Origin of the sequence: Candidatus Planktophila sp., from assembly GCF_044348745.1 — a bacterium.
Lineage (GTDB): Bacteria > Actinomycetota > Actinomycetes > Nanopelagicales > Nanopelagicaceae > Planktophila.
Window position 1 is genome coordinate 1 of the sequence record NZ_JBIKSG010000008.1, and the last position, 24,321, is coordinate 24,321.

General features: G+C 46.3%; 28 protein-coding genes. 22 read left to right on the forward strand and 6 right to left on the reverse strand.

The window, feature by feature from the left end; all coding sequences use genetic code 11:
* Positions 1 to 40: 40 nt before the first annotated feature.
* Positions 41 to 352, reverse strand: coding sequence for an AzlD domain-containing protein (locus AC9UH7_RS02655; protein ID WP_509594688.1), 312 nt, complete (start codon positions 350 to 352; stop codon positions 41 to 43).
* Positions 349 to 1,011, reverse strand: coding sequence for an AzlC family ABC transporter permease (locus AC9UH7_RS02660; protein ID WP_509594691.1), 663 nt, complete (start codon positions 1,009 to 1,011; stop codon positions 349 to 351). The genes AC9UH7_RS02655 and AC9UH7_RS02660 overlap by 4 nt, the downstream gene beginning before the upstream one ends.
* A gap of 59 nt (positions 1,012 to 1,070) precedes the next feature.
* On the opposite strand from AC9UH7_RS02660, the gene thyX reads away from it, so the two are divergent.
* From thyX to AC9UH7_RS02720, 12 genes are all read left to right on the forward strand, one after another.
* The gene (gene thyX, locus AC9UH7_RS02665; RefSeq protein WP_509594694.1) at positions 1,071 to 1,790 is read left to right on the forward strand and encodes an FAD-dependent thymidylate synthase; all 720 of its coding nucleotides are present in this window, start codon (positions 1,071 to 1,073) and stop codon (positions 1,788 to 1,790) included.
* Between the two features lie 19 nt (positions 1,791 to 1,809).
* Entirely contained in the window at positions 1,810 to 2,700 is an 891-nt protein-coding gene (gene dapA / locus AC9UH7_RS02670) for a 4-hydroxy-tetrahydrodipicolinate synthase (RefSeq protein WP_509594697.1), read from the forward strand.
* Positions 2,700 to 4,382 carry a ribonuclease J gene (locus tag AC9UH7_RS02675; RefSeq protein ID WP_509594699.1) on the forward strand — a complete coding sequence of 561 codons (1,683 nt, stop codon included), beginning with the start codon at positions 2,700 to 2,702 and terminating at the stop codon, positions 4,380 to 4,382. Before dapA ends, AC9UH7_RS02675 begins: the two co-directional genes overlap by 1 nt.
* Positions 4,383 to 4,434: 52 nt before the next feature.
* Positions 4,435 to 6,756, forward strand: a complete 2,322-nt coding sequence (locus tag AC9UH7_RS02680) for an FtsK/SpoIIIE family DNA translocase (protein WP_509594702.1) — start codon at positions 4,435 to 4,437, stop codon at positions 6,754 to 6,756.
* 125 nt (positions 6,757 to 6,881) lie between these two features.
* Positions 6,882 to 7,640 carry a helix-turn-helix domain-containing protein gene (locus AC9UH7_RS02685; protein ID WP_509594704.1) on the forward strand — a complete coding sequence of 253 codons (759 nt, stop codon included), beginning with the start codon at positions 6,882 to 6,884 and terminating at the stop codon, positions 7,638 to 7,640.
* Positions 7,641 to 7,668: 28 nt separating this feature from the next.
* Positions 7,669 to 9,024 carry a 30S ribosomal protein S12 methylthiotransferase RimO gene (gene rimO / locus AC9UH7_RS02690; RefSeq protein ID WP_509594706.1) on the forward strand — a complete coding sequence of 452 codons (1,356 nt, stop codon included), beginning with the start codon at positions 7,669 to 7,671 and terminating at the stop codon, positions 9,022 to 9,024.
* A complete protein-coding gene (gene pgsA, locus AC9UH7_RS02695) occupies positions 9,021 to 9,566 on the forward strand; it encodes a CDP-diacylglycerol--glycerol-3-phosphate 3-phosphatidyltransferase (protein WP_509594708.1) in 546 nt (181 codons plus the stop codon). The genes rimO and pgsA overlap by 4 nt, the downstream gene beginning before the upstream one ends.
* A 19-nt stretch (positions 9,567 to 9,585) precedes the next feature.
* On the forward strand, positions 9,586 to 10,077 hold the full coding sequence (locus AC9UH7_RS02700) for a CinA family protein (RefSeq protein ID WP_509594710.1): 492 nt from the start codon (positions 9,586 to 9,588) through the stop codon (positions 10,075 to 10,077).
* Between the two features lie 27 nt (positions 10,078 to 10,104).
* Positions 10,105 to 10,371, forward strand: coding sequence for a helix-turn-helix domain-containing protein (locus AC9UH7_RS02705; RefSeq protein WP_509594819.1), 267 nt, complete (start codon positions 10,105 to 10,107; stop codon positions 10,369 to 10,371).
* Positions 10,361 to 10,882 carry a TetR/AcrR family transcriptional regulator gene (locus tag AC9UH7_RS02710; protein WP_509594713.1) on the forward strand — a complete coding sequence of 174 codons (522 nt, stop codon included), beginning with the start codon at positions 10,361 to 10,363 and terminating at the stop codon, positions 10,880 to 10,882. Before AC9UH7_RS02705 ends, AC9UH7_RS02710 begins: the two co-directional genes overlap by 11 nt.
* A complete protein-coding gene (locus AC9UH7_RS02715) occupies positions 10,869 to 11,069 on the forward strand; it encodes a DUF3046 domain-containing protein (RefSeq protein ID WP_509594715.1) in 201 nt (66 codons plus the stop codon). Before AC9UH7_RS02710 ends, AC9UH7_RS02715 begins: the two co-directional genes overlap by 14 nt.
* Positions 11,070 to 11,076: 7 nt before the next feature.
* Complete coding sequence (locus tag AC9UH7_RS02720) at positions 11,077 to 11,871, forward strand: alpha/beta fold hydrolase (RefSeq protein WP_509594718.1); 795 nt, start codon at positions 11,077 to 11,079, stop codon at positions 11,869 to 11,871.
* Between the two features lie 7 nt (positions 11,872 to 11,878).
* Here AC9UH7_RS02720 and yaaA read toward each other — a convergent pair whose 3' ends face one another.
* Entirely contained in the window at positions 11,879 to 12,424 is a 546-nt protein-coding gene (gene yaaA, locus AC9UH7_RS02725) for a peroxide stress protein YaaA (RefSeq protein ID WP_509594721.1), read from the reverse strand.
* 228 nt (positions 12,425 to 12,652) lie between these two features.
* On the opposite strand from yaaA, the gene recA reads away from it, so the two are divergent.
* Together recA and AC9UH7_RS02735 are read left to right on the forward strand one after the other, a co-directional pair.
* Positions 12,653 to 13,753, forward strand: coding sequence for a recombinase RecA (recA, locus tag AC9UH7_RS02730; protein WP_509594822.1), 1,101 nt, complete (start codon positions 12,653 to 12,655; stop codon positions 13,751 to 13,753).
* A 6-nt stretch (positions 13,754 to 13,759) separates the two neighbouring features.
* Positions 13,760 to 14,266 carry a regulatory protein RecX gene (locus AC9UH7_RS02735; protein WP_509594724.1) on the forward strand — a complete coding sequence of 169 codons (507 nt, stop codon included), beginning with the start codon at positions 13,760 to 13,762 and terminating at the stop codon, positions 14,264 to 14,266.
* Here AC9UH7_RS02735 and AC9UH7_RS02740 read toward each other — a convergent pair.
* Complete coding sequence (locus tag AC9UH7_RS02740; protein ID WP_509594727.1) at positions 14,226 to 14,942, reverse strand: IclR family transcriptional regulator; 717 nt, start codon at positions 14,940 to 14,942, stop codon at positions 14,226 to 14,228. The genes AC9UH7_RS02735 and AC9UH7_RS02740 overlap by 41 nt on opposite strands.
* Positions 14,943 to 15,003: 61 nt before the next feature.
* Here AC9UH7_RS02740 and leuC point away from each other — a divergent pair, with 61 nt between their 5' ends.
* The 6 genes from leuC to AC9UH7_RS02770 all read left to right on the forward strand — a co-directional run bounded on the left by leuC (position 15,004) and on the right by AC9UH7_RS02770 (position 20,590).
* On the forward strand, positions 15,004 to 16,395 hold the full coding sequence (gene leuC / locus AC9UH7_RS02745) for a 3-isopropylmalate dehydratase large subunit (RefSeq protein WP_509594730.1): 1,392 nt from the start codon (positions 15,004 to 15,006) through the stop codon (positions 16,393 to 16,395).
* Between the two features lie 12 nt (positions 16,396 to 16,407).
* Positions 16,408 to 17,007, forward strand: coding sequence for a 3-isopropylmalate dehydratase small subunit (gene leuD / locus AC9UH7_RS02750; protein WP_509594733.1), 600 nt, complete (start codon positions 16,408 to 16,410; stop codon positions 17,005 to 17,007).
* Positions 17,008 to 17,243: 236 nt separating this feature from the next.
* The gene (locus AC9UH7_RS02755; RefSeq protein ID WP_509594736.1) at positions 17,244 to 17,711 is read left to right on the forward strand and encodes an HU family DNA-binding protein; all 468 of its coding nucleotides are present in this window, start codon (positions 17,244 to 17,246) and stop codon (positions 17,709 to 17,711) included.
* Between the two features lie 73 nt (positions 17,712 to 17,784).
* Positions 17,785 to 18,567 (forward strand): lysophospholipid acyltransferase family protein, encoded by a 783-nt coding sequence (locus tag AC9UH7_RS02760; protein WP_509594739.1) that lies wholly within the window; start codon positions 17,785 to 17,787, stop codon positions 18,565 to 18,567.
* On the forward strand, positions 18,564 to 19,565 hold the full coding sequence (locus AC9UH7_RS02765; RefSeq protein ID WP_509594742.1) for an NAD(P)H-dependent glycerol-3-phosphate dehydrogenase: 1,002 nt from the start codon (positions 18,564 to 18,566) through the stop codon (positions 19,563 to 19,565). Before AC9UH7_RS02760 ends, AC9UH7_RS02765 begins: the two co-directional genes overlap by 4 nt.
* Positions 19,562 to 20,590 carry a D-alanine--D-alanine ligase family protein gene (locus AC9UH7_RS02770; protein ID WP_509594745.1) on the forward strand — a complete coding sequence of 343 codons (1,029 nt, stop codon included), beginning with the start codon at positions 19,562 to 19,564 and terminating at the stop codon, positions 20,588 to 20,590. Before AC9UH7_RS02765 ends, AC9UH7_RS02770 begins: the two co-directional genes overlap by 4 nt.
* On the opposite strand, the gene AC9UH7_RS02775 is transcribed toward AC9UH7_RS02770, so the two are convergent.
* On the reverse strand, positions 20,587 to 20,826 hold the full coding sequence (locus AC9UH7_RS02775; RefSeq protein ID WP_509594748.1) for an Lrp/AsnC family transcriptional regulator: 240 nt from the start codon (positions 20,824 to 20,826) through the stop codon (positions 20,587 to 20,589). The two genes, AC9UH7_RS02770 and AC9UH7_RS02775, sit on opposite strands and share 4 nt — an antisense overlap.
* A gap of 75 nt (positions 20,827 to 20,901) precedes the next feature.
* On the opposite strand from AC9UH7_RS02775, the gene thiL reads away from it, so the two are divergent.
* Complete coding sequence (gene thiL / locus AC9UH7_RS02780; protein ID WP_509594751.1) at positions 20,902 to 21,822, forward strand: thiamine-phosphate kinase; 921 nt, start codon at positions 20,902 to 20,904, stop codon at positions 21,820 to 21,822.
* A gap of 6 nt (positions 21,823 to 21,828) precedes the next feature.
* Here thiL and rpmB read toward each other — a convergent pair whose 3' ends face one another.
* Entirely contained in the window at positions 21,829 to 22,014 is a 186-nt protein-coding gene (gene rpmB / locus AC9UH7_RS02785; RefSeq protein ID WP_506625949.1) for a 50S ribosomal protein L28, read from the reverse strand.
* A 135-nt stretch (positions 22,015 to 22,149) separates the two neighbouring features.
* Between rpmB and recG the strand changes: the two genes are divergently transcribed.
* Entirely contained in the window at positions 22,150 to 24,321 is a 2,172-nt protein-coding gene (recG, locus tag AC9UH7_RS02790; protein ID WP_509594754.1) for an ATP-dependent DNA helicase RecG, read from the forward strand.

The following is a 24,321-nucleotide window of genomic DNA, read 5'->3' on the forward strand; positions in this document are numbered from 1 at the left end:
TCAGATAATGACCTTAAGGCGAAACTTCAAGCTTTGGGAATTATTTAAGCAAGCGGTATACCACCGCAGAAGATACAGCTGAAGAGATTACAACGACCGGAAACGGTGCTTTGTAAACTAGTGCAACGATTGCAACATAGAGACCCACGATTCTCTGATCAATCATGAGTTGTGATTTCTCAGAGAAAGTTTGTACAGCAACTAATGCACTGAGCAATGCAATAGGAATCAATAGATTGATACGTTGAATCTTGGGATGTGAAAGCCAGCGTTCTGGCACAGAGTGACCTGAGTATTTCAGTGCAAAAGCAATGATGCTGGTTCCGATCGTTGCAATCCAGAATGCACTCATCGTTTCAATCCGATCACAATTGCAATAAAGGCTGTTGCAATGATTGGAAGACCGGCTGGCAGTATCGGGGTCATTACGATTGCAAATAGTGCGCAACCGACTGCTAAAGAACGCTCAAAGTTTCCGGTTAAGCGAGGCCACGCCAATCCCAAGAAGGCGGCTGGCACCGCGGAATCAAGACCAAATGCGCGAATGTCGCCCATAGCTTGAGCACCTAAGGCACCTGCTAATGTGAAAAGGTTCCAAAAAACAAATACACCAATGCCTGTGTACCAAAAACCTTTGCGCATGGCTTCATCGCCTTGAGTTTCTTGACCAAGTGCAACAGCTGTTGATTCATCGATTGTTATCTGGGCCGCAACTACTCGGGTTAATCCTTTTACTTTAAGTCGAGGAGCCATGATGACGCCATAGAGTGCGTTTCGAACACCGAGAAGTGAGGCAGTTGCAATTCCACTGATGGCAGAGCCACCTCCTCCCAGGACTCCGACAACTGCAAATTGTGAAGCACCAGAAAAAGTCAGTAGAGACAGTAAGCAGCTCTGTAAAACGCTAAAGCCATTAGCCACCGCTGCAGCGCCAAATGCCACTCCATATGCACCCACTGTCAGAGAAACACTGAGCGAATCTCGCAATGTGGTGGAGGCAACCTTGGACACGCGGACATTGTGCCGTATAAATCCGAGAGCCGATAGGGGCTACTAGATAGGGTGCCACCATGAGTGAAGAAATAATTTACCGCGATGATGTGACAGTTGAATTGGTCAAGGCAAGTGCCAGTGATGCAGATGTTATCTGGGCTGCTCGTGTGTCAACTGCTGGCGAGCAATCAATGGATGAAATTGGCGAGGATCCAGCACGATCTGCGGGCTTGATTAACTACCTTGCGCGCGAACGTCACGGCTCTCCATTCGAGCACACATCTATGACCTTTTTTGTCTCAGCTCCGATCTTTGTGTTTCGTGAGTTCATGCGCCACCGCATCGCTTCATACAATGAAGAGAGTGGTCGTTATCGTGAACTAAAGCCTGTCTTCTATATTCCATCTGCTGAACGCAAACTCATTCAAGTTGGAAAGACCGGTGCATACACATTCGTTGACGGCACTAAAGAGCAATTTGATGTGACTGTTTCAGCCATGAAGGATGCATACGTTGTTGCATATGAGAGTTATCAAAAGATGTTAGAAGCTGGCGTTGCTCGCGAAGTGGCACGTGCAGTACTACCGGTTGCCACATATTCATCTATGTATGTATCAATGAATGCTCGCGCACTAATGAACTTTTTGTCTTTGCGCACGGCCCGCGAGGGATCACATTTCCCAAGCTATCCGCAACGTGAAATTGAGATGGTTGCAGAGAAAATGGAAGCGGAATTTGCAAAATTAATGCCACTTACATACGGAGCCTTCGAAAAGTCTGGACGAATCGCCCCTTAAAGCGGGTAGAGTTCACCGCATGACAATCACACCTCCTTTCGGACGGCTTCTGACCGCAATGGTCACGCCCTTCACCAAAGATGGTGCAATCGATTGGGCGGGAGTGGAAACTCTTGCAGCTCACCTTGTTGCAAATGGCCATGACGGCATCGTGGTCAATGGAACAACAGGAGAAGCCCCAACAACTAAATCCTCAGAAAAAGAAGAGATCATTCGAGTTGTTAGAAGCACTGTGGGCTCTTCGATTAAAGTTTTATCTGGTGCTGGCGATAATGAAACTGAATACTCGATCAATCAAGCCAAGCGCACTGAAAAAGCAGGCGCAGATGGTTTGCTTGTAGTTACTCCCTATTACAACAAGCCGCCACAGACTGGAATTGAAGCTCACTTCCGCGCAGTTGCAGATGCAACTGATCTTCCGATGATGATGTATGACATTCCTGGTCGCACTGGTGTGCCAATTGAACCAGACACAATTGTTCGGTTAGCCGAACACCCACGCATTGTTGCTCTAAAGGATGCAAAGGGAGATGTTGCATCAACCTCATGGGTGATTAAGCGATGTGGAATTCCAGTTTATTCAGGTGATGACATTCTCAATCTGCCACTACTTTCTGTGGGCGCAGTTGGATTTGTATCTGTTTGCGGACATACAGTTGGAAAAGATCTTCGAGAGTTATTAGATTCATGGTTTGCTGGTAATGCAGCACGGGCATTAGAAATCCATCAGAAGCTATTGCCTGTCTATACCGGAACCTTCCGCACACAGGGCGCAATTCTCACAAAAGCTGCTTTGACATTAATGGGCTTACCTGGTGGTCACACTCGTCTTCCTCTAGTTGATGCTACAGACGCTCAGATCGCGCAACTGCGTGAAGATCTGCGTGCTGGTGGCGTTGCAGTTAACTAATGAATCATCCACATCCCAATTTAAGTACTCCGCCTAAACTAGTAGATGGCGGTTTGCGCATTGTCGCACTCGGTGGTCTGACTGAGATTGGTCGCAATATGACCGTCTTTGAGTACAAATCAAAGCTTTTAATCGTGGATTGCGGTGTGCTTTTTCCTGAAGACAATCAACCAGGAATTGATTTAATCCTTCCTGATTTTTCTTATATTCGAGATCGCCTAGATGATGTCATCGGCATCTTTTTGACTCATGGACATGAAGACCATATTGGAGCGGTGCCATATCTGCTGCGCGAACGTGGTGATATTGCGATTTATGGTTCTGCATTAACTCTTGCTCTCATTACAGCAAAGCTTAAGGAGCACCGGATTACTCCGCTTACTCGTGAGGTCAGAGAGGGTGGAATTGAAGATATTGGCCCCTTCACCTTGGAGTTCGTTGCAGTTAACCATTCAATACCTGATGCATTAGCTGTAGTGATCAATACAGGTGCTGGTCGAGTCTTAGCTACTGGTGATTTCAAAATGGATCAACTTCCATTAGATGGTCGCATTACAGATTTAAGAACTTTTGCTCGTCTGGGCGAGCAAGGTGTTGACCTCTTTATGGTTGATTCCACTAATGCTGATGTTCCGGGTTTTACACCTTCTGAACGCGAAATTATGCCTGCTCTTAATAGAGTAGTCGCTTCAACCAAACGTCGCGTCATAGTTGCCTCATTCTCGTCACATGTTCATCGAGTGCAACAAATTATTGACGTTGCCGCTCAACATGGTCGCAAAGTTGTATTCATTGGTAGATCTATGGTTCGCAACATGAAGATCGCGGAAGATATGGGATACCTGAACGTTCCAGCCAATTTAGTTATCGATGCTAAAGATCTGGATCAATATGATGACAATGTTGTTTTAATCTGCACAGGCTCGCAAGGTGAGCCAATGGCTGCCTTGTCACGCATGGCAAATGGTGATCACCAGATACGAGTGGGCGAGGGCGATACCGTTATTTTGGCTTCCTCGCTAATTCCGGGCAATGAAAATTCAGTGTTTCGAATTATTAATGAGTTAACACGCTTTGGTGCAAAGGTAGTTCATAAGGCTAATGCCATGGTGCACGTTTCAGGCCACGCAGCTGCTGGTGAATTGCTGTATTGCTACAACATTGTTAAACCAAAATATGTATTACCTATTCACGGAGAATGGCGACACCTGAAGGCTAATGCCGAGCTTGCGATTCAATCTGGGGTTCCTAGGGAAAATACATTCATTATTGATAATGGTGTGGTGATTGACATGGTGGACCGTGTTGCCGAAGTTGTTGGTGCTATACCTGTCGGTTTTGTCTTTGTAGATGGACAAAGCATTGGTGACATAACTGAAAGCTCATTGAAGGATCGACGGATATTAGGAGAAGAAGGCTTTATCTCCTGCATTGTCGTCATTGATTCTCAAAGTGGAAAAATTGTCGCCGGTCCAGATATTCATGCTCGGGGATTTAATGAAGATGTTGCAATGTTTGATGAGGTAAAGATGCGTATTGAAAAAGCCCTTGCAGCCGCTGTGGTAGATGGAGTTAACGGAACCCATCAGTTGTCTCAAATAGTGCGTAAAACAATCGGTGGTTGGGTTGGGGGAGAGCATCGTCGAAAGCCGATGATTGTCCCTGTCGTTATTGAAGTTTAGAACGCGGCGCGCCTAGCGGGCGCTAAATTGTCCACCCTTTAAGATCGGTAGTGTGGCTAAAAGAAAAAAACCTAAATCTAAGTCAGGTGCTGTAACTCGAGCATTTGGTCGGGGCGTTTCTGCCTCCTGGCGTTTTTTCGCCAAGTCACTTGGTAAGGGCGTTAGATTTGTAGCTCGTGGTGCAAGAGATTTAGATCCAGCACATCAACGAGATGGAATTGCCTTTCTAATTTTGATTGCAGCCCTAATTGCATCTGCTGGCACTTGGTTTCATTCGGACAACCTTCTTGGGCGCGCAGTTTATTCAGTTCTGTATGGAGGATTCGGTCGCATTGGATTTATTGCACCATTAGTACTTCTTTACTTTGCATTTAGATTATTTCGTGTGCCTGAGGATTCCAAAGCAACAGGGCGCATAATTATTGGAACTCTAGCTTTACTTCTCTCATCTACTGGCTTGGCACATCGCTTCAATGGTTCAACTGGAACGGGTGCAACTGATATGCGAGAGGGTGGTGGATGGCTCGGTTACGCAGTGACAAAGCCGTTAGTCGGACTTACGACAGTACTTGCAGAACCAATTCTCTACATTGTCTTCATATTTGGTTTATTGGTAATTACTGCAACTCCCGTCTCTGAAGTGTTCACACGCATCACAGATGCAGGCAAGTGGCTGTGGTCTAAGCGTCCAGAGCGTGCTGAAAAGATAGAAGAAGAATTTGAGATTACAGATACTCCTCCTTTTGATTCTCCGGTTGTAGCGGTGTGGAATGAACCTGAAGAAGAGGAATTGGACGAGGAAAGTTTTGATGAAGAGTTCACAGTTCCAGTGCCAGTTTCTCCGATAATTCACACTGATGTAGAGACAGGTGAGGCAAAACGCCCAGAGCAGTTGTTACTGACTGCAGATGTTGTGTATGAGCTCCCGGCTCCAGATATTTTGCGTGCTGGTCCTGCCGCAAAGGCGAAGAGCAAAGCAAATGATTCTGTTGTAGCCGCACTGACTGAGGTGTTCTTGCAGTTTGAAATTGATGCCCAAGTGACTGGCTTTATGCGGGGCCCAACGGTAACTCGCTATGAAGTAGAACTTGGAAATGCAGTGAAGGTGGAGCGGATCACCGCACTTGCTAAGAATATTTCTTATGCGGTTGCTAGTAGTGATGTTCGAATTCTTTCGCCTATTCCAGGTAAGTCTGCCGTTGGGATTGAAATACCAAATGCTGATCGTGAAATCGTGGCTTTAGGTGATGTTTTGCGCTCAACTGTTGCAGGTCAGGACCTACATCCAATGCTTGTTGCTTTAGGAAAAGATGTGGAAGGTAATTTTGTCTGCGCTAACCTGGCAAAGATGCCCCATCTTCTAGTTGCAGGTGCAACTGGTGCGGGTAAATCTTCAATGATTAATGCGATGATTACATCGATCTTGATGCGCGCCACACCTGATGATGTTCGACTGGTTTTGATTGATCCAAAGCGAGTGGAGCTAACGGCATATGAGGGAATTCCGCACCTGATTACGCCAATTATTACTAACCCGAAAAAAGCTGCAGATGCTTTGACTTGGGTGGTCCGAGAAATGGACCTTCGATATGAAGATCTCTCAACATTTGGATTCAGGCACATTGATGATTTCAATAAGGCGGTACGTGCTGGAAAGGTAGTACCACCTCCTGGTAGCGATCGCACAGTTGAGCCTTATCCCTATCTGCTTGTGATTATTGATGAGCTTGCAGATCTGATGATGGTTGCTGCGAAAGAGGTTGAAGAATCTGTTGTGCGAATAACGCAGCTAGCTCGATCTGCTGGTATTCACTTAGTGCTTGCAACTCAAAGACCATCAGTAGATGTTGTGACAGGTTTGATTAAAGCAAATGTTCCTTCACGTCTCTCCTTTGCTACTAGTTCGTTAGCTGATAGTCGAGTTATTTTGGATACACCTGGTGCCGAAAAGCTAGTTGGTCAAGGTGATGCTTTGTTTATCCCTATGGGCTCAAGCCGCGCAATAAGAATTCAAGGGGCATACGTTTCAGAGCGAGAGATTGAAGCTGTCACTACTCATGTGAAAAAGCAGTTAAAACCGCGATATCGCGATGATGTAACTGCTCCTGTTAATCAGATGAAAATGGTTGACAAAGAAATCGGTGATGATCTAGATGAACTGTGCCAGGCTGTTGAACTAGTTGTGGGGACTCAGTTTGGTTCCACATCTATGTTGCAAAGAAAGCTACGCATTGGTTTTGCAAAGGCCGGACGCCTCATGGATTTGATGGAATCTCGTGGAATCGTTGGACCATCAGAGGGTTCTAAGGCTCGCACCGTTATGGTCAAGCCTGATGAACTCGATTCTGTGCTGGCAACCCTTCGCGATTATTAACACAAGGTAAACAAGGTTAGGGGTGTCCCTCTTTCACCCCTAATTCTCACGCTTGGACCTATTCACCCTCACCTGTTCTGCTTTAGAATTAGCAATCACCCCACAGTCATTTTGAGGATAAGTTCATGTCTCTAGGATCTTTGATTGCTCAAGCACGTAAGAGTGCTGGCCTGAGCATTGAAGATCTCTCTGCACTTACCAGTATTCGTTCGGCATTATTGCGTGAGATTGAGTCAAATAATTTCACAGGTTGCGGTGGAGAAACTTATGCACGCGGGCACATTCGTAATATTGCAATAAAGCTAGAAGTTGATCCACAAGTGTTTATCACCGCATTTGAAGAGGAACACGTTCGCCCCGATCATTCTTTGCAGAATTTGTTGGTTGAGAATAGTGTCATGAGAGAACCACAAGAGACTCGAAAAGTTTCGTGGAAAGTATTGGCAACGATTTCGGTTGCATCTCTGTTTGTAGTTGGGTTAGCGCAAATTATTGTCTCAAATAGTTCGTCTACTGAGATTCCCGATCCAATATCATCGGTTTTGCAAAGTGAAAGTGCAACTCCATCTTCTTCTCCTGATCCAATGATGACAAGTGAAGCCACCCCAACAGAGCAAGCCACAGTGTCTACTGGCACTGGTGTTGAACTTGTCATTTTTGCCTCACGAGGAAAGAGCTGGCTCTTTGTCTCAGATGAAGTAGGTAGAACATTGTTTAGTGGCCAAATGGCACAAGGCACAACTAAAACTTTTACGACTGATGTATCTTTGAATGTAAAAATCGGCAATGCCGGTGGCGTGGATTTAACAGTTAATGGCAAAAAAGTCGATTCAATAGGTGTTGACGGGGAAGTTGTTAGCGTGTCGTACGGAGTAGATTCTTAATAGGCTTAAACAGGGTAAGATCGTGCAAATGAAGCGCACCGTTGCAGTAGTAACTCTTGGATGCGCGCGCAATGAAGTTGATTCTGAAGAACTCGCTGGTCGCTTAGCAGCTGATGGTTGGACTCTTGTTGATGATGTCGAATCAGCTGAAGTTGCACTGGTCAATACATGTGGTTTTATTGAATCAGCCAAAAAAGATTCAGTAGATGCGCTTCTAGAGGCTAATTCGCTCAAAGGTCATGGGGTTACACGCGCAGTTGTTGCTGTTGGTTGCATGGCAGAGCGCTACGGAAATGAACTGGCAGAAGCGTTGCCTGAAGCAGATGCAATTTTGGGATTTGATGATTACAAAGATATTTCTGCTCGTCTGCAGTCAATTGTGGCCGGCGAATCTCACACACCACATGTGCCTCGAGATCGTCGAGCGTTGCTGCCGATCGCGCCAGTTGACCGCGCAGATGCACGAGAGAGCGAAGAGTTTTCTAGAAAACGTTTAGGTAATGCTCCATGGGCGCCACTTAAAATTGCATCTGGCTGTGACCGCAGATGTTCATTTTGTGCAATTCCTTACTTTCGTGGCTCCTTTATTTCTAGACGTCCGACAGAGATTATCAAAGAGGCTCGTTGGCTTGCCGAAAATGGAGTGACTGAGCTATTCCTGGTGAGTGAAAATACAACATCATATGGAAAAGATTTAGGCGATTTACAACTGATGGAAAAAATCTTGCCTGATATAGCAGCATTGCCTGGAGTGGAGAGAGTTCGCCTCTCCTATTTACAACCTGCAGAAATGCGTCCAACACTGATGCAAGCAATGATTGCAACAGATAAGACTGCTCCCTATTTCGATTTGTCTTTCCAACACACCAGTCCAACGGTGCTTCGCAGGATGCGTCGTTTTGGCGATAGTGAAAAGTTCTTACATCTGATAAACCAAGTTCGAGCATTGTCGCCAGAAGCTGGAATTCGTTCAAACTTTATTGTTGGTTTTCCCGGCGAGACTCAAGAAGATTTTGATGATCTTGCTGATTTCATTACCAAAGCAAAGTTAGATGCTGTTGGGGTGTTTGGATATTCAGATGAAGACAACACTGAAGCCTTGGATCTGTCAGATAAGGTAGATGCAGATGTGATTGCCCAGCGCGTTGAAACACTTTCTTCTTTGGCTGATGAGATGGTTTCATTACGAGCACAGGCGCGAATTGGTGAAAATGTGCGCGTTCTAATCGAGGATGCAGAGTTACAAGAGGGCAGAGCAGCTCATCAAGGGCCTGAGGTGGATGGAACAACATCCTTTATCGGCACAAATTTCACGGTTGGTCAGTACGTTGATGCAGTGGTTATTGATTCTATGGGCGCAGATTTGGTGGCTAAGCCGATATGAAATTGCCAGCATTTATAACTCCAAATTTCATCACAATCATGCGGTTGTTATTTGTTCCAGTTGGTGCATACACACTCTTTAAAAACGGTGGGGATGATCCAACCTGGCAATACATTTCATGGTGCGTTTTCTTTCTTCTTGGCATGTCAGATGTATTGGATGGCAAGTTAGCCCGAAGCAGAGGCGCAGTAACCAAACTTGGCGAGTTCTTAGATCCTGTAGCCGATAAATTCATGATCGGAACGGCCATGATTTCCTTGTCCATTTTAGGACGGTTGCCATGGTGGATCACGTGTGTGATTTTGTTCCGCGAAATAGGAATCACTATTTTCCGACTTGCGGTGATAAAGCGGGGAGTGATTCCAGCCAATAAGGGTGGAAAGATCAAAGCGACGATGCAAAATTTTGGAGCAGGGTTCTATGTCCTGCCCTTAAGTGAGAGCTTGTATTGGTTCCGCGATGGATTTATGTATATTGCTGTGATACTCACTATCGTTACCGGTGCGTATTATGTAAAATCAGTCTTCACGCAGAAAGCGTGATTTGAGAAGGGTTACGCAGATGGCGTTATCAAATGAGATCCTTGGCTTTGCAGCCGAGATCGTTGATCATCTGCGTCAACGTGGAGAAACCATCAGTACAGCAGAATCTCTAACTGCTGGATCTGTTAGCTCGGCTCTTGTCACTATTTCGGGTGCATCGGATGTTTTTGTTGGTGGAACCACGGCCTATAGAGATGAAATCAAGATTTCACATTTAAGTGTGGATCCAGAAGTTATTGAACAGCACACTGTGATCAGCGAAGAGGTTGCCGTTGCAATGGCCAAGGGTGCTATTACATCCTTTGGTACCACCTGGGCTATTGGAACAACTGGGGTTGCTGGCCCCAATCCGTTAGATGGCGTTCCTGTTGGGGTTGTGTGGGTAGCAATCGAGGGCCCCATCAGCCACACAATCGAATTAGCGCTATCGGGGGACCGTGAATCGGTCCGAAACGCTGCTACCTCAAGCGCGATAGCCACCTTTGCGCGTATCCTTAGACATCGCGTTTAAAGATCGACAATTGAAGGGAGTATGACAATGGTTCTAGTTCGTGAAGCTATTGGCCAAACCCTTCGTTCTGCGCGCACCGCGCAAGGCCGAACATTGCGCGATGTCGCCCGCGATGCACGAGTCTCTCTTGGATATCTCTCTGAGGTTGAGCGAGGACAGAAAGAAGCATCCTCTGAATTACTAAATGCGATTTGTTCTGCACTCGGTCTTTCACTTTCTGGTGTTTTCAGTGATGTGTCTGCAGAGCTTAAGAGCCGTGAGGGCGTAACTCTCACTGTTGTCGATGCCGCTTAGTAAGTACGCGCCACAAGTAGCAACTCACCGCCGTACACAAAACGCAATTCTTGAGGCTACTAAACAATTAATTTCAACCACTGGTTTAAAGAAAATGTCCATGATTGAAATTGCAGATCTATCTGAAGTTTCTAGAGCAACTTTATACAATCATTATCGTGACAAAGAGAGTGTTATTCGTAGTCTTTGTGAAGCAGAGATGCAACGTTTAGTTCAGATTGCTCAGATGGCACCGGATGCAACATCAGCACTAGAGCAGATTTCAATTGAAATATCTCACGACAAAGCTTTGGCTGCCATGCGAACACAAGATCCAGAATCATTAACTATTGCCCTTGCCACTCAAGAGGATGTGTTGTGGAAAGCATTTGCCATAGCCATGGGTCACTTGTTGGGTAGTGAGAAAGGCGAATTAGCCACACGGTGGTTGATTGGGCAAGCTTTACATCCGATTAATCCTGCACAATCTCGTGCGCAAGCAGAAGCTATAACCGCAATTGCGAATCTCTGACCTGCGCGAACGCATCACCCTTTCTTTCGGTGATGCCTGGGCTCCTTCATTTTCAGCAGATATTGCTTTATCTGAATTAGGCAGTAAAAGCGTCAACGAAGCACTTGCTGCTGGGTTTGAACCGGATGCGATTTGGAAAGCGGTCTGTAAAGCGCATCCAACCGAGACAGAAAAGTACAAGTACTAAAATGCCAGTGAGCTCTCATCGCTATACACAGGACCCAAAAAACCCAGCACTTGTTCTTGTTCATGGTTTGGGCTCGGCGGGAAATATCTGGAACAGTTTGATTCCAGAGTTACTTGAAAACTTTACGGTCTATGCCATAGACCTCCCAGGTCATGGTGAAGCGCCACTTGGGGAGGATGAAGAGCTAGATCCGCGTTCTCTTGCTCAATCGATAGTTGATTACATGGTTTCTCAGATGCATGTTGAAACCATGCATGTTGCCGGAAACTCTCTTGGAGGATGGATCGCGTTAGAAATGGCAGCCGTTGCTCCGGATAATGTGCTGAGCGTTACTGCATTAGCCCCAGCGGGCTTATGGCATGAGCAACCGCCTCGCAAGTTCCCACCAAGTCTTGATGCAAGAATACTGGCGAAGATTTCTCAATACTTCATGAAGACGGCTTATCGCATTCCATTGTTAAAGGCGATTGGATACAAAAAGATCACACACTTGTGGCGTGAGTTAAGTTTTGAATCTTGTCGGGATTCAGTTATTGCAATGGCCAGATCTAAGGGTTATATGCCGATGTGGCATGGTGCAAATGGGCGCAGGTTTGAGTCTGTCGTTCCTGAAAAGGTTAAGCTCTCAGTAGTTTTTGGAGATGAAGATTTAACATTGCCAAAAGAGATTGCTCAAGAAAAAAGTGTTGCACCTGCACATTCGCGGTGGATCGTTGTTGATAACTGTGCACATGTGATTATGTGGAATTATCCGAGATTAACTGTTGAACTGATCAAGAAAACTGCATTGTTCGCTTCCTAGAAATTCTTTAGCAGTACACCTCTAGGACCCAAGGTTCTTTCTTACTCCCTTCCAGTAAGTCGCATTCAAATTTCTGAGAAACAATTGCTTGTAGTTCACGCGGATTTGCAGGCACCTTTCCACTCTTTAGGATGTGATGGGTGACCTCACCACGAGTTTTTTTGGACATGTGCGTAATAACTTTTTTGACGCCTTCGATTTTGGTGAAGACCTTGATCTCAACAGTTATGTCAGCGGGGGATTGCCATACTGTTTGATACGTAGATGAGCGACAATCAATAATTAACTCTGATTCAGTCCCGTCGAGTACCTGTGCAACTAGGGCAGCCATTTTTCTGTTATCTATTTTCTCTTTATACGGCTCGATTGGATCCAGTGGGCGGACCACCCCGTATTTGGCCGAGATGATGGCGATAGATTCCGCGCCCTTCCTGCGTTGGCCTGCGGTGAGCTGCTCCCAACCCAAGGCTGCATAGAGAACTCCTGTGTAGACCTGGATTGCTGGCCCTGGGCGCTCAGATTTCTTCTCAGAGGGCGGCAGGAGGATTAACACCGGCTCAGTATGGTGGGGCGACACGCCTAAATCTGACAGTGGCGCTTGTTATCTTTCGAACAGATGTTCGGATAAACTATTCGAGTACAACCAGAGCGGTTCCAACCTCCGCCTGCAGCTACTTCTCCACACAAGTTGTGGAGCTTCTGCAGACCGTCGTTGGGTCTCCGTACCTTCTGGGCCGCACACCAAACGAACTGCATATTGCAGGACGTTCTATCGAAAGGAATGTACGTGGCTACTGAAAAAAGCAATAAAGCAAACGATGCAGCACAAGACAAAGCCAACGTTGAACGCCATAAGGCGTTAGACACAGCCCTAGCCCAGATCGAACGTCAATTTGGTAAAGGCGCAGTAATGAAGATGTCTGAGCGACAGAACGCAGTGATCGAGGTAATTCCAACTGGTTCCATCGCATTGGACATCGCACTTGGTATTGGTGGACTTCCACGCGGTCGCGTTGTTGAAATTTATGGACCAGAATCTTCAGGTAAGACAACTCTGACATTGCATGCAATCGCTAATGCTCAAAAGGCTGGCGGAATATGTGCCTTCATCGATGCAGAGCATGCATTTGATTCAGAGTATGCAAAGAAGCTCGGCGTTGATATTGATGCGCTTTTGGTTTCACAACCAGATACGGGTGAGCAAGCACTAGAAATCATGGACATGCTTATTCGCTCAGGTGCACTTGACCTTGTTGTAGTTGACTCAGTTGCAGCACTTGTTCCTCGCGCAGAAATCGAAGGCGAGATGGGTGATTCACACATGGGTCTTCAGGCTCGTTTGATGTCACAAGCACTTCGAAAGATCACTGGCGCACTGCACCAATCTAAAACAACTGCAATCTTTATTAACCAGCTGCGTGACAAGATCGGTGTTTTCTTTGGTTCACCAGAGACAACAACAGGTGGAAAGGCACTCAAGTTCTACGCTTCTGTTCGCCTAGATATCCGTCGTATTGAAACGCTTAAGGATGGCCAAGAATCAGTTGGTAACCGTACTCGCGTAAAGGTAGTCAAGAACAAGATGGCTCCACCTTTCAAGCAGGCGGAGTTCGACATTATTTACGGCACAGGAATTTCTCGTGAAGGCTCACTCATTGACATGGGTGTTGAGATCGGTGTTGTTAAGAAGTCAGGCGCTTGGTACACCTACGAGGCAGATCAACTGGGTCAGGGCAAAGAGAATGCACGCGCATTCCTGCTTGATAACCCAGATCTAGCCAATGAGATTGAGAACAAGATCCGCGCACACTTTGTTCCAGTTGAGGTCGATCCAGCACTCGTTGCTGCGATTGATGAGGCTGCTGCAGAGGTGGATTTCTAAGCTCTAATGCTGGAGTACTTAAAGGTTGACCAGGAGGCTGACCCTTACTCAATCGCAAACACCATCGCACTCAATGCCTTGGTAGCCCGCGCAAAGAGTAAGGGTGAGCTACTGGCTCACCTAAAAAAACGTGGGGTTGAGGATGATGTTGCTCAAGCAACGATTTTTCGTCTTCAAGAAAATGGCTTGATCAACGATTCAGAGTTTGCAAAGGCGTGGACTCAATCTCGTCACACCTCTAAGAAATTATCGAAGCGAATCATTGCTGGAGAACTTCGTACTAGGGGAGTAGATCAGCAAAGCATTGATGAAGCCATAGATGAGATTGATGATGAATCTGAGTATCGGACCGCTTTTTCACTCGGAATGAAAAAGTACAACACCATGAATCGCTTAGAGCCAGAGGTTCAGATTCGTAGAATTCAATCTCTCTTGCAAAGAAAAGGTTTTTCTTTTTCTACGATATCTCGCGTTATTCGCGAGCTAGATGTTCAGTCAGACGAGCTGCAGTAGCAACTACAGCAGCGGCATGAATGCGGCCAGGTTGACGTCCCAGACGTTCGATCGGGCCGCTTATGCTTACAGCAGCAATTACTTTGCCATTAGGTGCACGAACAGGGGCTGAAACAGATGCCACACCGGCTTCTCGTTCTCCGACAGATTGTGCCCAACCTCGGCGGCGATCTGCAGATAGTTGCGCTGCTGTGAATCTGGCGTTAGTTAATCCACGGTGAATCTTTTCTGACTCTTCCCACGCCAAAAGAATTTGTGCAGCAGATCCAGCCTGCATGGTTAGAGCCGCACCTACTGGAACGGAATCACGTAAGCCGGATAAGCGTTCAGCCACGGCAACACAGATGCGTAAATCACCTTGGCGACGATAGAGCTGGGCACTTTCCCCAGTTGCATCGCGCAACGCGGCCAGAGCTGGTGCTGCAGCTGCCAATAGGCGATCCTCGCCCGCAGCGGCTCCTAACTCACCTGAACGCGGACCCAAAACAAAACGTCCTGTTAAATCACGGGTTACTAATCGATGGAACTCAAGTGCCACAGCCAAACGGTGGGCTGTTGGGCGCGCAATTCCGGTTGCAGCAACTAATTCAGCAAGTGAATGTGGGCCTGCCTCTAAAGTGCTCAAAATTGCTACCGCTTTGTCTAATACACCGACTCCGCTATTATTCTTGTTCATAGAGTGATATTAGCATCTCAGTATCTGATACCACAAACTTGAATGTAAGGAGAAGGCAATCGTGGGAAAAACCCTAGCCGAAAAAATTTGGGCAGAGCATGTTGTTCGTGCAGCTCAAGGTGAACCAGATCTGATTTACATTGATCTTCACTTAATCCACGAAGTTACTAGCCCACAAGCATTTGATGGCCTTCGTCTTACAGGGCGCACAGTTCGTCGCCCAGATTTAACTATCGCAACTGAAGATCACAATGTTCCGACTCTAAACATTGATAAACCTATTGCGGACCCAGTTTCAAAGCTGCAGGTAGATACCTTGCGTGCAAATTGCGCAGAGTTTGGTCTTCGCATCCATTCATTGGGAGATAAAGATCAGGGTGTCGTACACGTTGTGGGACCCCAGCTCGGAGTTACGCAACCTGGCATGACGATTGTGTGTGGAGATTCGCACACATCCACCCACGGTGCTTTTGGCGCGTTAGCTTTTGGTATTGGTACCTCTGAAGTTGAGCATGTTTTGGCTACTCAGACCTTGCCACTGCAACGTCCAAAGACGATGGCGATTAATGTTGAAGGATCACTTAAGCCAGGTGTTACCTCAAAAGACATCATTCTTGCGATCATTGCCAAGATCGGTACAGGCGGTGGCCAAGGTTATGTCATCGAATATCGCGGCAGTGCTATCCGCGCCCTATCAATGGAATCACGCATGACCGTGTGCAACATGTCTATTGAAGCAGGAGCTCGCGCAGGACTTATTGCACCTGATCAAACAACTTTTGATTACATCAAGGGCAAGCCACATGCCCCTGAAGATTTTGATGCAGCAGTTGGTTACTGGTCCACCTTATTTACCGACAGCGATGCAAAATTTGATGTTGAAGTAAATCTGAATGCAGATGAGTTAGAGCCATTTGTAACTTGGGGAACTAACCCAGGACAAGGTTTGCCACTAAATTCAGTTGTTCCTAATCCTGCTGATATCGCTGACACAGAACAGCGCACCGCGGCAGAACGTGCACTTGTTTACATGGGACTTGAGGCTGGAATGCCGCTCAAAAAGATAGCCATTGACACTGTTTTCTTGGGCTCTTGCACAAATGGTCGCATTGAAGATTTACGAGCAGCAGCAGAGGTGCTAAAGGGAAAGAAGATTGCATCAACATTGCGAATGTTGGTTGTTCCTGGTTCTGCACGCGTTCGCTTAGAAGCAGAAGCAGAGGGCTTGGATAAGGTGTTTCTTGAGGCAGGTGCTGAATGGCGTAATGCTGGATGTTCAATGTGTCTTGGAATGAACCCAGATCAATTAGCCGTTGGAGAGCGTTCTGCTTCAACATCTAACCGTAACTTTGAAGGTCGTCAAGGTAAGGGCGGCCGCACACACTTAGTAAGTCCACTTGTCGCAGCTGCTACAGCGCTGCGTGGAACGCTTTCTTCACCTGCGGATCTGTAAGGAGCAAAGTTCATGGAAAAATTTATCAAGCACACAGGCACTGGTGTGCCACTGCGTAGAAGCAATGTTGATACAGATCAGATTATTCCTGCTGTTTATTTGAAGCGTGTAACCCGAAGCGGATTTGAAGATGGTTTGTTTGCTGCTTGGCGTAATGACCCAGAGTTTGTATTAAACAAGGATGCATTCAAAAAAGGCACAGTTCTTATTGCAGGAGCAGATTTTGGAACTGGTTCTTCCCGCGAGCACGCGGTGTGGGCGCTGCAAAATTATGGATTTAGGGTTGTCATCTCCAGCCGCTTTGCAGACATCTTCCGGGGCAATTCCCTCAAGGGCGGCTTACTGACAATCATTCTGGAGCAAGATGAGGTTGAGTTAATGTGGGCTGCCGTTGAAGCAGATCCATCAACTTCAATTACCGTTGATCTTGAAACTCGCACAGTTGCATATGGCTCAAAGAGTCTGCCTTTTGAAATCGATGACTACACCCGTTGGCGCTTAATGGAAGGGCTAGATGACATCGGTTTAACCTTGAAACAGACTGATTCCATTGATTCTTTCGAGAAAAATCGACCTGATTACAAGCCCACAACACTTCCTATTCGCTCGTAGGGGTTGAAAACAAGCGTAAAACCCTGCTTTTGCGCATGGGTGAGCGAATGAGCGCTCAACCCTCAATCTCTCATTTAGAGTTTTCTACGCATAAAAACAATGCTTTTTAGATATTTTCAATAAAATAAAAAATGCGACACGCGCAATTCAATAACCGCATCACCCCATTTATGCGCGTAAGTTTATGAACATGTTAAGCAGTTGCCTAACATTTACGCGTAAATAAGGGGATTTCAATGAATAAGGCCCAATTCATTGCGGCGTTGGCACCACACTTCAACGACAGCAAGAAGGAAGCAGCTCACGCTGTAGATATCGTTTTTGACACAATCATCCGTAACCTTTCAAAGGGTGAAGATGTAATGATCAACGATTTCGGTAAGTTCAAGAAGGTTGATCGCAAGGCACGTATGGGACGCAACCCATTTACTGGCGAAACAATCAAGATCAAGGCTTCAAAGAAGGCACGCTTCCTACCTGCAAAGGCACTCAAGGAAGTTATTGCTGGAGATCGCAAGCTTGCTCCAGCACCAAAGCCAGAGCCAAAGGTAGTTGCTAAGCCAGCTGCCAAGAAGGCGGCACCAAAGAAGGCAGCTAAGAAGGCAGCACCAAAGAAGGCTGCTAAGAAGGCTCCTGCAAAGAAGGCTCCTGCAAAGAAGAAGCCAGCAGCGAAGAAGGTTGTAAAGAAGGCTAAGAAGAAGTAATTCTTCTACCTGAAAGAGCGGGGCTGGCAAACGCTAGCCCCGCTTTTGCATGTAACGGACTATTATTAAGTACATGACGGAGTACAAGATTTCATTTGCTCCTCCGACCGGTAAGCCTCTTGGCGTAAATCCTATGTTCCGAATTGGCGCAACTGTTTTGATTCCGCTTTTACGTGCAATCACAAAGCGCACCTGGATTGGTTCCGCGAACTTACCTAAAAGCGGTCCAGTAATCGTGATCAGTAATCACGTCTCATACATTGATGTTTTATTGCTCTCATTCTTTTTATATAAAAATGGTCGAGCTCCAAGATATCTGGGAAAAGAAGGCGTTTTCAAAGTACCGGTTATAGGAAAGATAGTTCTTGCAGCTGGCATGGTTCCAGTGGCCCGCGAAAGCAAGGATGCCTCCAAAGCGTTAGATCATGCAGTGCGACTTTTAGAGCTTGGTCATTGCGTTGGCGTCTATCCCGAAGGAACTTTGACGCGAGATGCCAATCATTGGCCTATGGTTGCAAAGACAGGTCTTGCTCGCCTTGCAATTACTACCAAAGCGCCAGTTATTCCCATTGTGCAATGGGGAACTCAGATTGCCATGCCTACCTATGGCAAGAAAATAAGATTATTCCCACGTTCAAAAGTTACTTTGATCTGTGGCCAACCACTAGATTTTTCTCCATGGTTTGGGAAAGAGAATGACCCTCAGGCATTAATTGAGGCAACGGCTTATGCGATGAGAGAGCTAACGACAACCCTTGAGGAAATTCGAGGAGAGAAAAGACCCCCTGTAATTTTCGATCCACATACATCAACCCTTCCACGCACCGGCAATTTTAAGAAGGAAAAGAAAAAGTGAGCAAGGTAGTTGTATTAGGTGCGGGGCAATGGGGTAGTACTTTGGCTCAAGTTTTATGCGATGCCGGAAACCATGTTCTGATCTGGGGTCGCAACCAAAGTGTTGTTGATGAGATCAACGAAAAACACACCAATACTTATTACCTAGAAAACAATGCACTACCCGTAGGACTCAAGGCGACAACTGATCTCAAAGAAGCTTTTGACTACTCAAATATCATTATTTTGGCCGTACCAGCACAAACTTTGCGCGAGAATTTAAAGATTTGGAAGCCATACGTACAGCCTGGTGCAATTTTTGTCAGCTCGCTAAAGGGTATAGAGCTCAGCACAATGTCACGAATGACTGAGATTATTCAAGAGGTCATGGAGTCTGACAATATTGCAATTATTACGGGTCCTAACCTTGCAAATGAATTAATCTTGCGGCAACCGGCTGGGGCTGTAGCGGCCGCTCCAACATTAGTTTTAGCTGAAAAAGTTCAGCAACTCTTTGCTACTCCCTACTACCGTGTTTACACCTCCGTCGACGTTCTGGGCTGTGAATTAGCTGGTGCGATTAAGAGTGTTATCGCACTTGCTGTTGGAATTTCTATCGGTTTAGGTTTTGGTGAGAATACGCAAGCAATGTTGATTACACGTGGCCTCAACGAAGTGGCAAGGCTTTGCGCTGCGCATAACGCAGATCCATTGAGCGCTGCAGGTCTTGCTGGCATGGGTGATTTAGTAGCAAGTTGTGGCTCGCCATTGTCTCGCAATCGTACTTTCGGTGAAGTATTGGGAAGAAGCGGTTCTATGGATGTTGCACGTCAACAAGTGGCAAAGACGGTGGAAGGCGTCGCTTCATCAAGTGCGATCCTTGAGATTGCGCATCGAGTTGGAGTTGAAGTACCGGTAATCGAAGCGGTTGCAGATGTTGTATCCGGCCTGATTACACCTACCCAGGCGCTAGATCGTTTGATGGAGATAACAACTAAAGCAGAAAACTTTATTCGGTGAGCAAACAAGTAATCGCAATTATTTGCGGTGGCCCAAGCAGCGAGCATGAAGTCTCTTGTGTTTCAGCTGGGGGAGTACTTAAGGGCTTGGATAGAAACCGCTTTGACCCAGTCTTAATTGGCATCACTAAGTTAGGCACTTGGGTTTTACTACCCCTTGATTATCAGTTAGAAATTGTCAACAAAGAAATGCCAGTCATTGAGGATAATGGCCGTCATGTTGAATTAAGCACTTCTGGTTTTGCAATCGAAGGGCAGTTGTTAGATGTAGATTGCGTTTTTCCTGTGTTGCATGGTGAATTTGGTGAAGACGGCAAAATTCAACACATGTTAGATGAAGCAGAGCTTGCCTATGTCGGCAGTGGCGTTAGCGCATCAGCACAGGCTATGGACAAAGCGGTTGCAAAGATGTTGTTCGAATCATCTGGAATGAAGGTTGCCGATGGAGTCGATGTAAATGCTCAGGATTGGCGCACCAAGACAGATGCTTTGAGTTACCCAGTGTTTGTCAAACCTTCCAGTGGTGGATCTAGTCGAGGCACACATAAAGTAAAGAGTGGTAATGAATTAGAGTCAGCGATTAGTGACGCGTTGTTATATGACACAAAAGTCTTGATTGAAAAGGCAATAAATGGTCGTGAAATTGAGTGCGCAGTTCTTGAGCGCGATGGCAAAGTCGATGCGTCCATTGTTGGTGAGATAATTGTTGATTCTAAATTTGAATTCTATGACTTCGAAGCTAAGTACCTAGATGATGCCACTACGGTAAAGATTCCGGCGGATATCCCAGACGCTGCTGCTGATGAGATTCGACGTTTAGCGGTTTCAGCATTTCACGTACTGGGATGTTCTGGCCTAGCACGGTGTGATTTTTTCTATACCAATGACGGTGAAATCATTATTAATGAAGTAAATACCATGCCTGGATTTACAGGGACTTCGGTATACCCAAAATTATGGCAGGCCTCAGGAGTTTCTTATACAGAATTGATTTCAGCGCTTATTGATACAGCGCTGTCTTCTTAACCGAGGTGTGTTACTGGGCAGGTTAGAGTGCGAGTTATGCCAGGAACGCCCTGAACCTTTGATAGGACAAGCCGGCCAAAATCTTCCATGCTTGGCGCTTCAGCACGCATGATTACATCATAAGGACCAGTTACACCCTCTGCCAGAGTTACTCCAGGAATCTTTGCAACTGCATCTGCAACTCCTGATGCTTTACCAACTTCAGTTTGGATAAGAATGAAAGCTTGTACTGACATGTGAGGTCCTTTCCGGTTGAGGCTCAAACGCTACCGCAGAAAAACCATGCTCACTAGTCGATTAGGCTAGGTGCTATGAACTTCGATGAGGCGAGCGTTATTTCTGCCTTAGCGCGCATTTTTGGCGGTACCCAAAGAGGAGTCGAGATCGGCATCGGTGATGATGCTGCAGTTGTAAAAACAACTGAGCGCACCGTGATTACAACTGACATGGCGGTCGAAGGTACTCACTTTAAGAGTAATTGGAGCAGTGCTTTTGATATTGGCCGCAAGATAGCGGCGGCAAATTTGGCGGATGTTTATGCGATGGGTGGCACACCAAAGTACCTAGTAGCTGCAGTAACTCTGACTGGCTCAGAAAGCATGGAATGGATAGAGGATCTGGCAGAAGGCATCGCACATGAGGCGCGTAGTTGTGGTGCATATGTTGTAGGGGGCGATCTTGCGAAAGGACCCTGCATCGTCATTGCGATTACCGCAATTGGAGAGGTTGATCATCCAATTACACGTTCTGCTGCACAAGTTGGTGATTCTATTTATCTCTCATCTTTGCCTGGATGGTCGGCGGCGGGTCTTGCAATTATTGAAAAAGATCTAGAGGACGATTTAGCTGTGCACGCCATTTCTGAATACTGCGCCCCAACAGTTGACTATGCATCTGCAATTCAGTTTTCAAATAAGAGAGCACATTCGATGTGTGATGTGAGTGATGCACTCATTATTCAGGCGAATCAAATGGCACATGCCTCTGGAGTCGCTTTGAAGTTTGATCAAGCATTAATTGCTCAACATCCAGAGTTTTCGACTTTGAAAGAGTTGGCCGAGAGTCAAGATGTAGATGTATGGCAATGGATTTTTGCCGGCGGGGAAGATCATGTATTTCTTGCAACAGGTAACGAGCTACCTGGGTTTTGTATCGGGGCAGTTGTTGAGGGTGCTGGAGTTTTAGGGGTAGAAATGAAAAAAGCGCCAGAGACCTGGCGCCATTTCAATTAAAAAGGTTTAACGAGTTACTTTTCCTGCCTTAAGGCATGAGGTGCAAACATTTTGACGCTTTGGTGTTCCACCAACAAGGGTGCGAACGCGCTGGATGTTTGGATTCCAACGACGACGTGTCTTAACCTGTGAGTGAGAAACATTGTTTCCGAAGCTGGGCCCTTTGCCACAGATATCGCATGTTGATGCCACAGCGGTACTCCCTTTAACTTTTCTATTGATCTCGTTCCAATGGGAACAGGTTGCAAGGATACCCCTTTGGCAGGGTTCAATGCCAATTCACGCCTGTTACCCGAATTTCAATGGATTTAGGGAGAGAATGCCCATATGGCGCAACTAGAGAACAAGGTTTCAGGGGTCGTTGGTGACCGCACCGCCAAGGTTCTTGAAACCACCTTTGGGATCAAGAGTATTGGCGATCTCATGCGGCACTATCCGCGTCGCTATATGGTCCGCGGCGAACTTTCAGATATTTCTGAACTTCATGAGGGCGATGAAACAACAATTTTGGCTCAGGTGTATTCGGCATCAACAAGACCGATGCGTGGACGCAAAGGAAGCATGCTCGAAGTAGTCGTCACAGATGGAACTGACAAGTTATCCCTCACATTTTTCAATCAAGCATGGCGCGAAAAAGATCTCAAGGTAGGACGACAAGGATTATTTGCAGGAAAAGTGGGAGTTTTCAATAACAAGAAGCAGCTTGCCCACCCAGATTACGAAATGATTCCTGATGGCTCTGATGTGGATAGCGCTGTCGAAGGATTCGCAGGTAAGTACCTTCCCGTTTATCCAGCTTCTGCCAAAATGCCTTCTTGGAAAATTTCCCAATGCGCTCAGTTAGCAATTGGTTCACTTGAAGAAGTAAAAGATTTTTTGCCTTCTTCTATTCGCGAAAAACACAAATACCCAACTTTGCATCAGGCGCTCGTGCAGTTGCATCAGCCGGCAGATCTAGATCACGCAGATCTTGCACGAGAGCGACTGACTTTCGATGAAGCTTTCTTGCTGCAATCACTTTTGGTGATGCGCAGAATCCAATTAAAGAAACTCAATTCAACTTCAAGAAAGCGTATCAGCGGCGGCTTGCTCGATGCCTTTGATGCTACTTTGCCATTTCAATTAACTGCCGGACAGGTTGCAGTGTGTAAGGAGATTGAGTTAGATCTTGCACAATCGCATCCAATGCACCGCTTACTACAAGGTGAAGTAGGTTCAGGTAAAACGATAGTTGCACTGCGAGCCATGTTAGCTGTTGTTGACAGCGGGGGACAGGCAGCACTTCTTGCTCCGACTGAAGTACTAGCCGCTCAACACCTGCGAACTATTCAAAAATTGTTAGGCGAACTTGGTCAAGGCGGCATGCTTGGTGGTTCGGAAAAGGCCACGCAAGTAACTTTAATTACAGGCTCTCAAAGCGCAGCTGCTCGCAAAGAAGCCTTAGCTTTGGCGGCAAATGGAAATGCTGGCATCGTAATTGGTACGCATGCTTTACTAGGTGAAAAAGTTGAGTTTAAGGATTTGGGATTGATTGTTGTTGATGAGCAACATCGTTTTGGAGTTGAACAGCGAGATGCTTTGAAAGAAAAGGCGGTTCTTCCACCGCACTTACTCGTCATGACCGCTACTCCGATTCCGCGAACTGTTGCAATGACGGTCTTTGGTGATTTAGATGTTTCAACTTTGAGAGAGCTGCCTTTAGGTCGCCAGCCGATTACTACCCATGTCGTTCCAGTAAAAGAAAAGCCAAGCTTTTTGGAGAGGGCATGGCAAAGAATCAACGAAGAAGTTGCTCAAGGCCATCAGGCTTATGTTGTCGCGCCTCGAATTAGTGCTGATTCTGATGCAAATGCCGATATCGATTTCTTATTTGGGGAAGAGTCATCTGAGATCTCATCGGTTGAAGAGCTCGCTCCAAGATTGCATGCAGGTCCATTAAAAGGGTTAAGAGTCGCAGTACTTCATGGTCGCTTAGCTGCTGATGAGAAAGATGCCACGATGCAGGCTTTCACCAAGGGAGATATCGATGTTTTAGTTTCAACCACTGTTATCGAAGTTGGCGTGGATGTGCCGAACGCAACGATCATGGTGATTATGGATGCAGATCGTTTTGGAGTTTCACAACTTCATCAGTTACGAGGTCGTGTTGGCCGTGGAACCTCACCTGGGCTCTGTCTATTAGTTACTCAATGCGAAGAGGCAACTCCGGCCCGTGAACGATTAAATGCTGTGGCAGGCACTGTCGATGGATTCGAGTTATCACGAATAGATCTAGAGCAACGCCGTGAAGGAGATGTCCTTGGTGCTAGTCAATCTGGGACACAATCTCATTTGAGACTTCTACGTGTGCTGCGTGATGAAGGATTAATTGAGCAGGCTCGTGATGATGCGGAATCTTTAATTGCCACTGATAACGATCTATCGGACTATCCTTTGCTAAAAGCAGAGCTAGCGCAATTACAGCGTGATCAAGCTGTTGACTATTTAGATAAGGGTTAA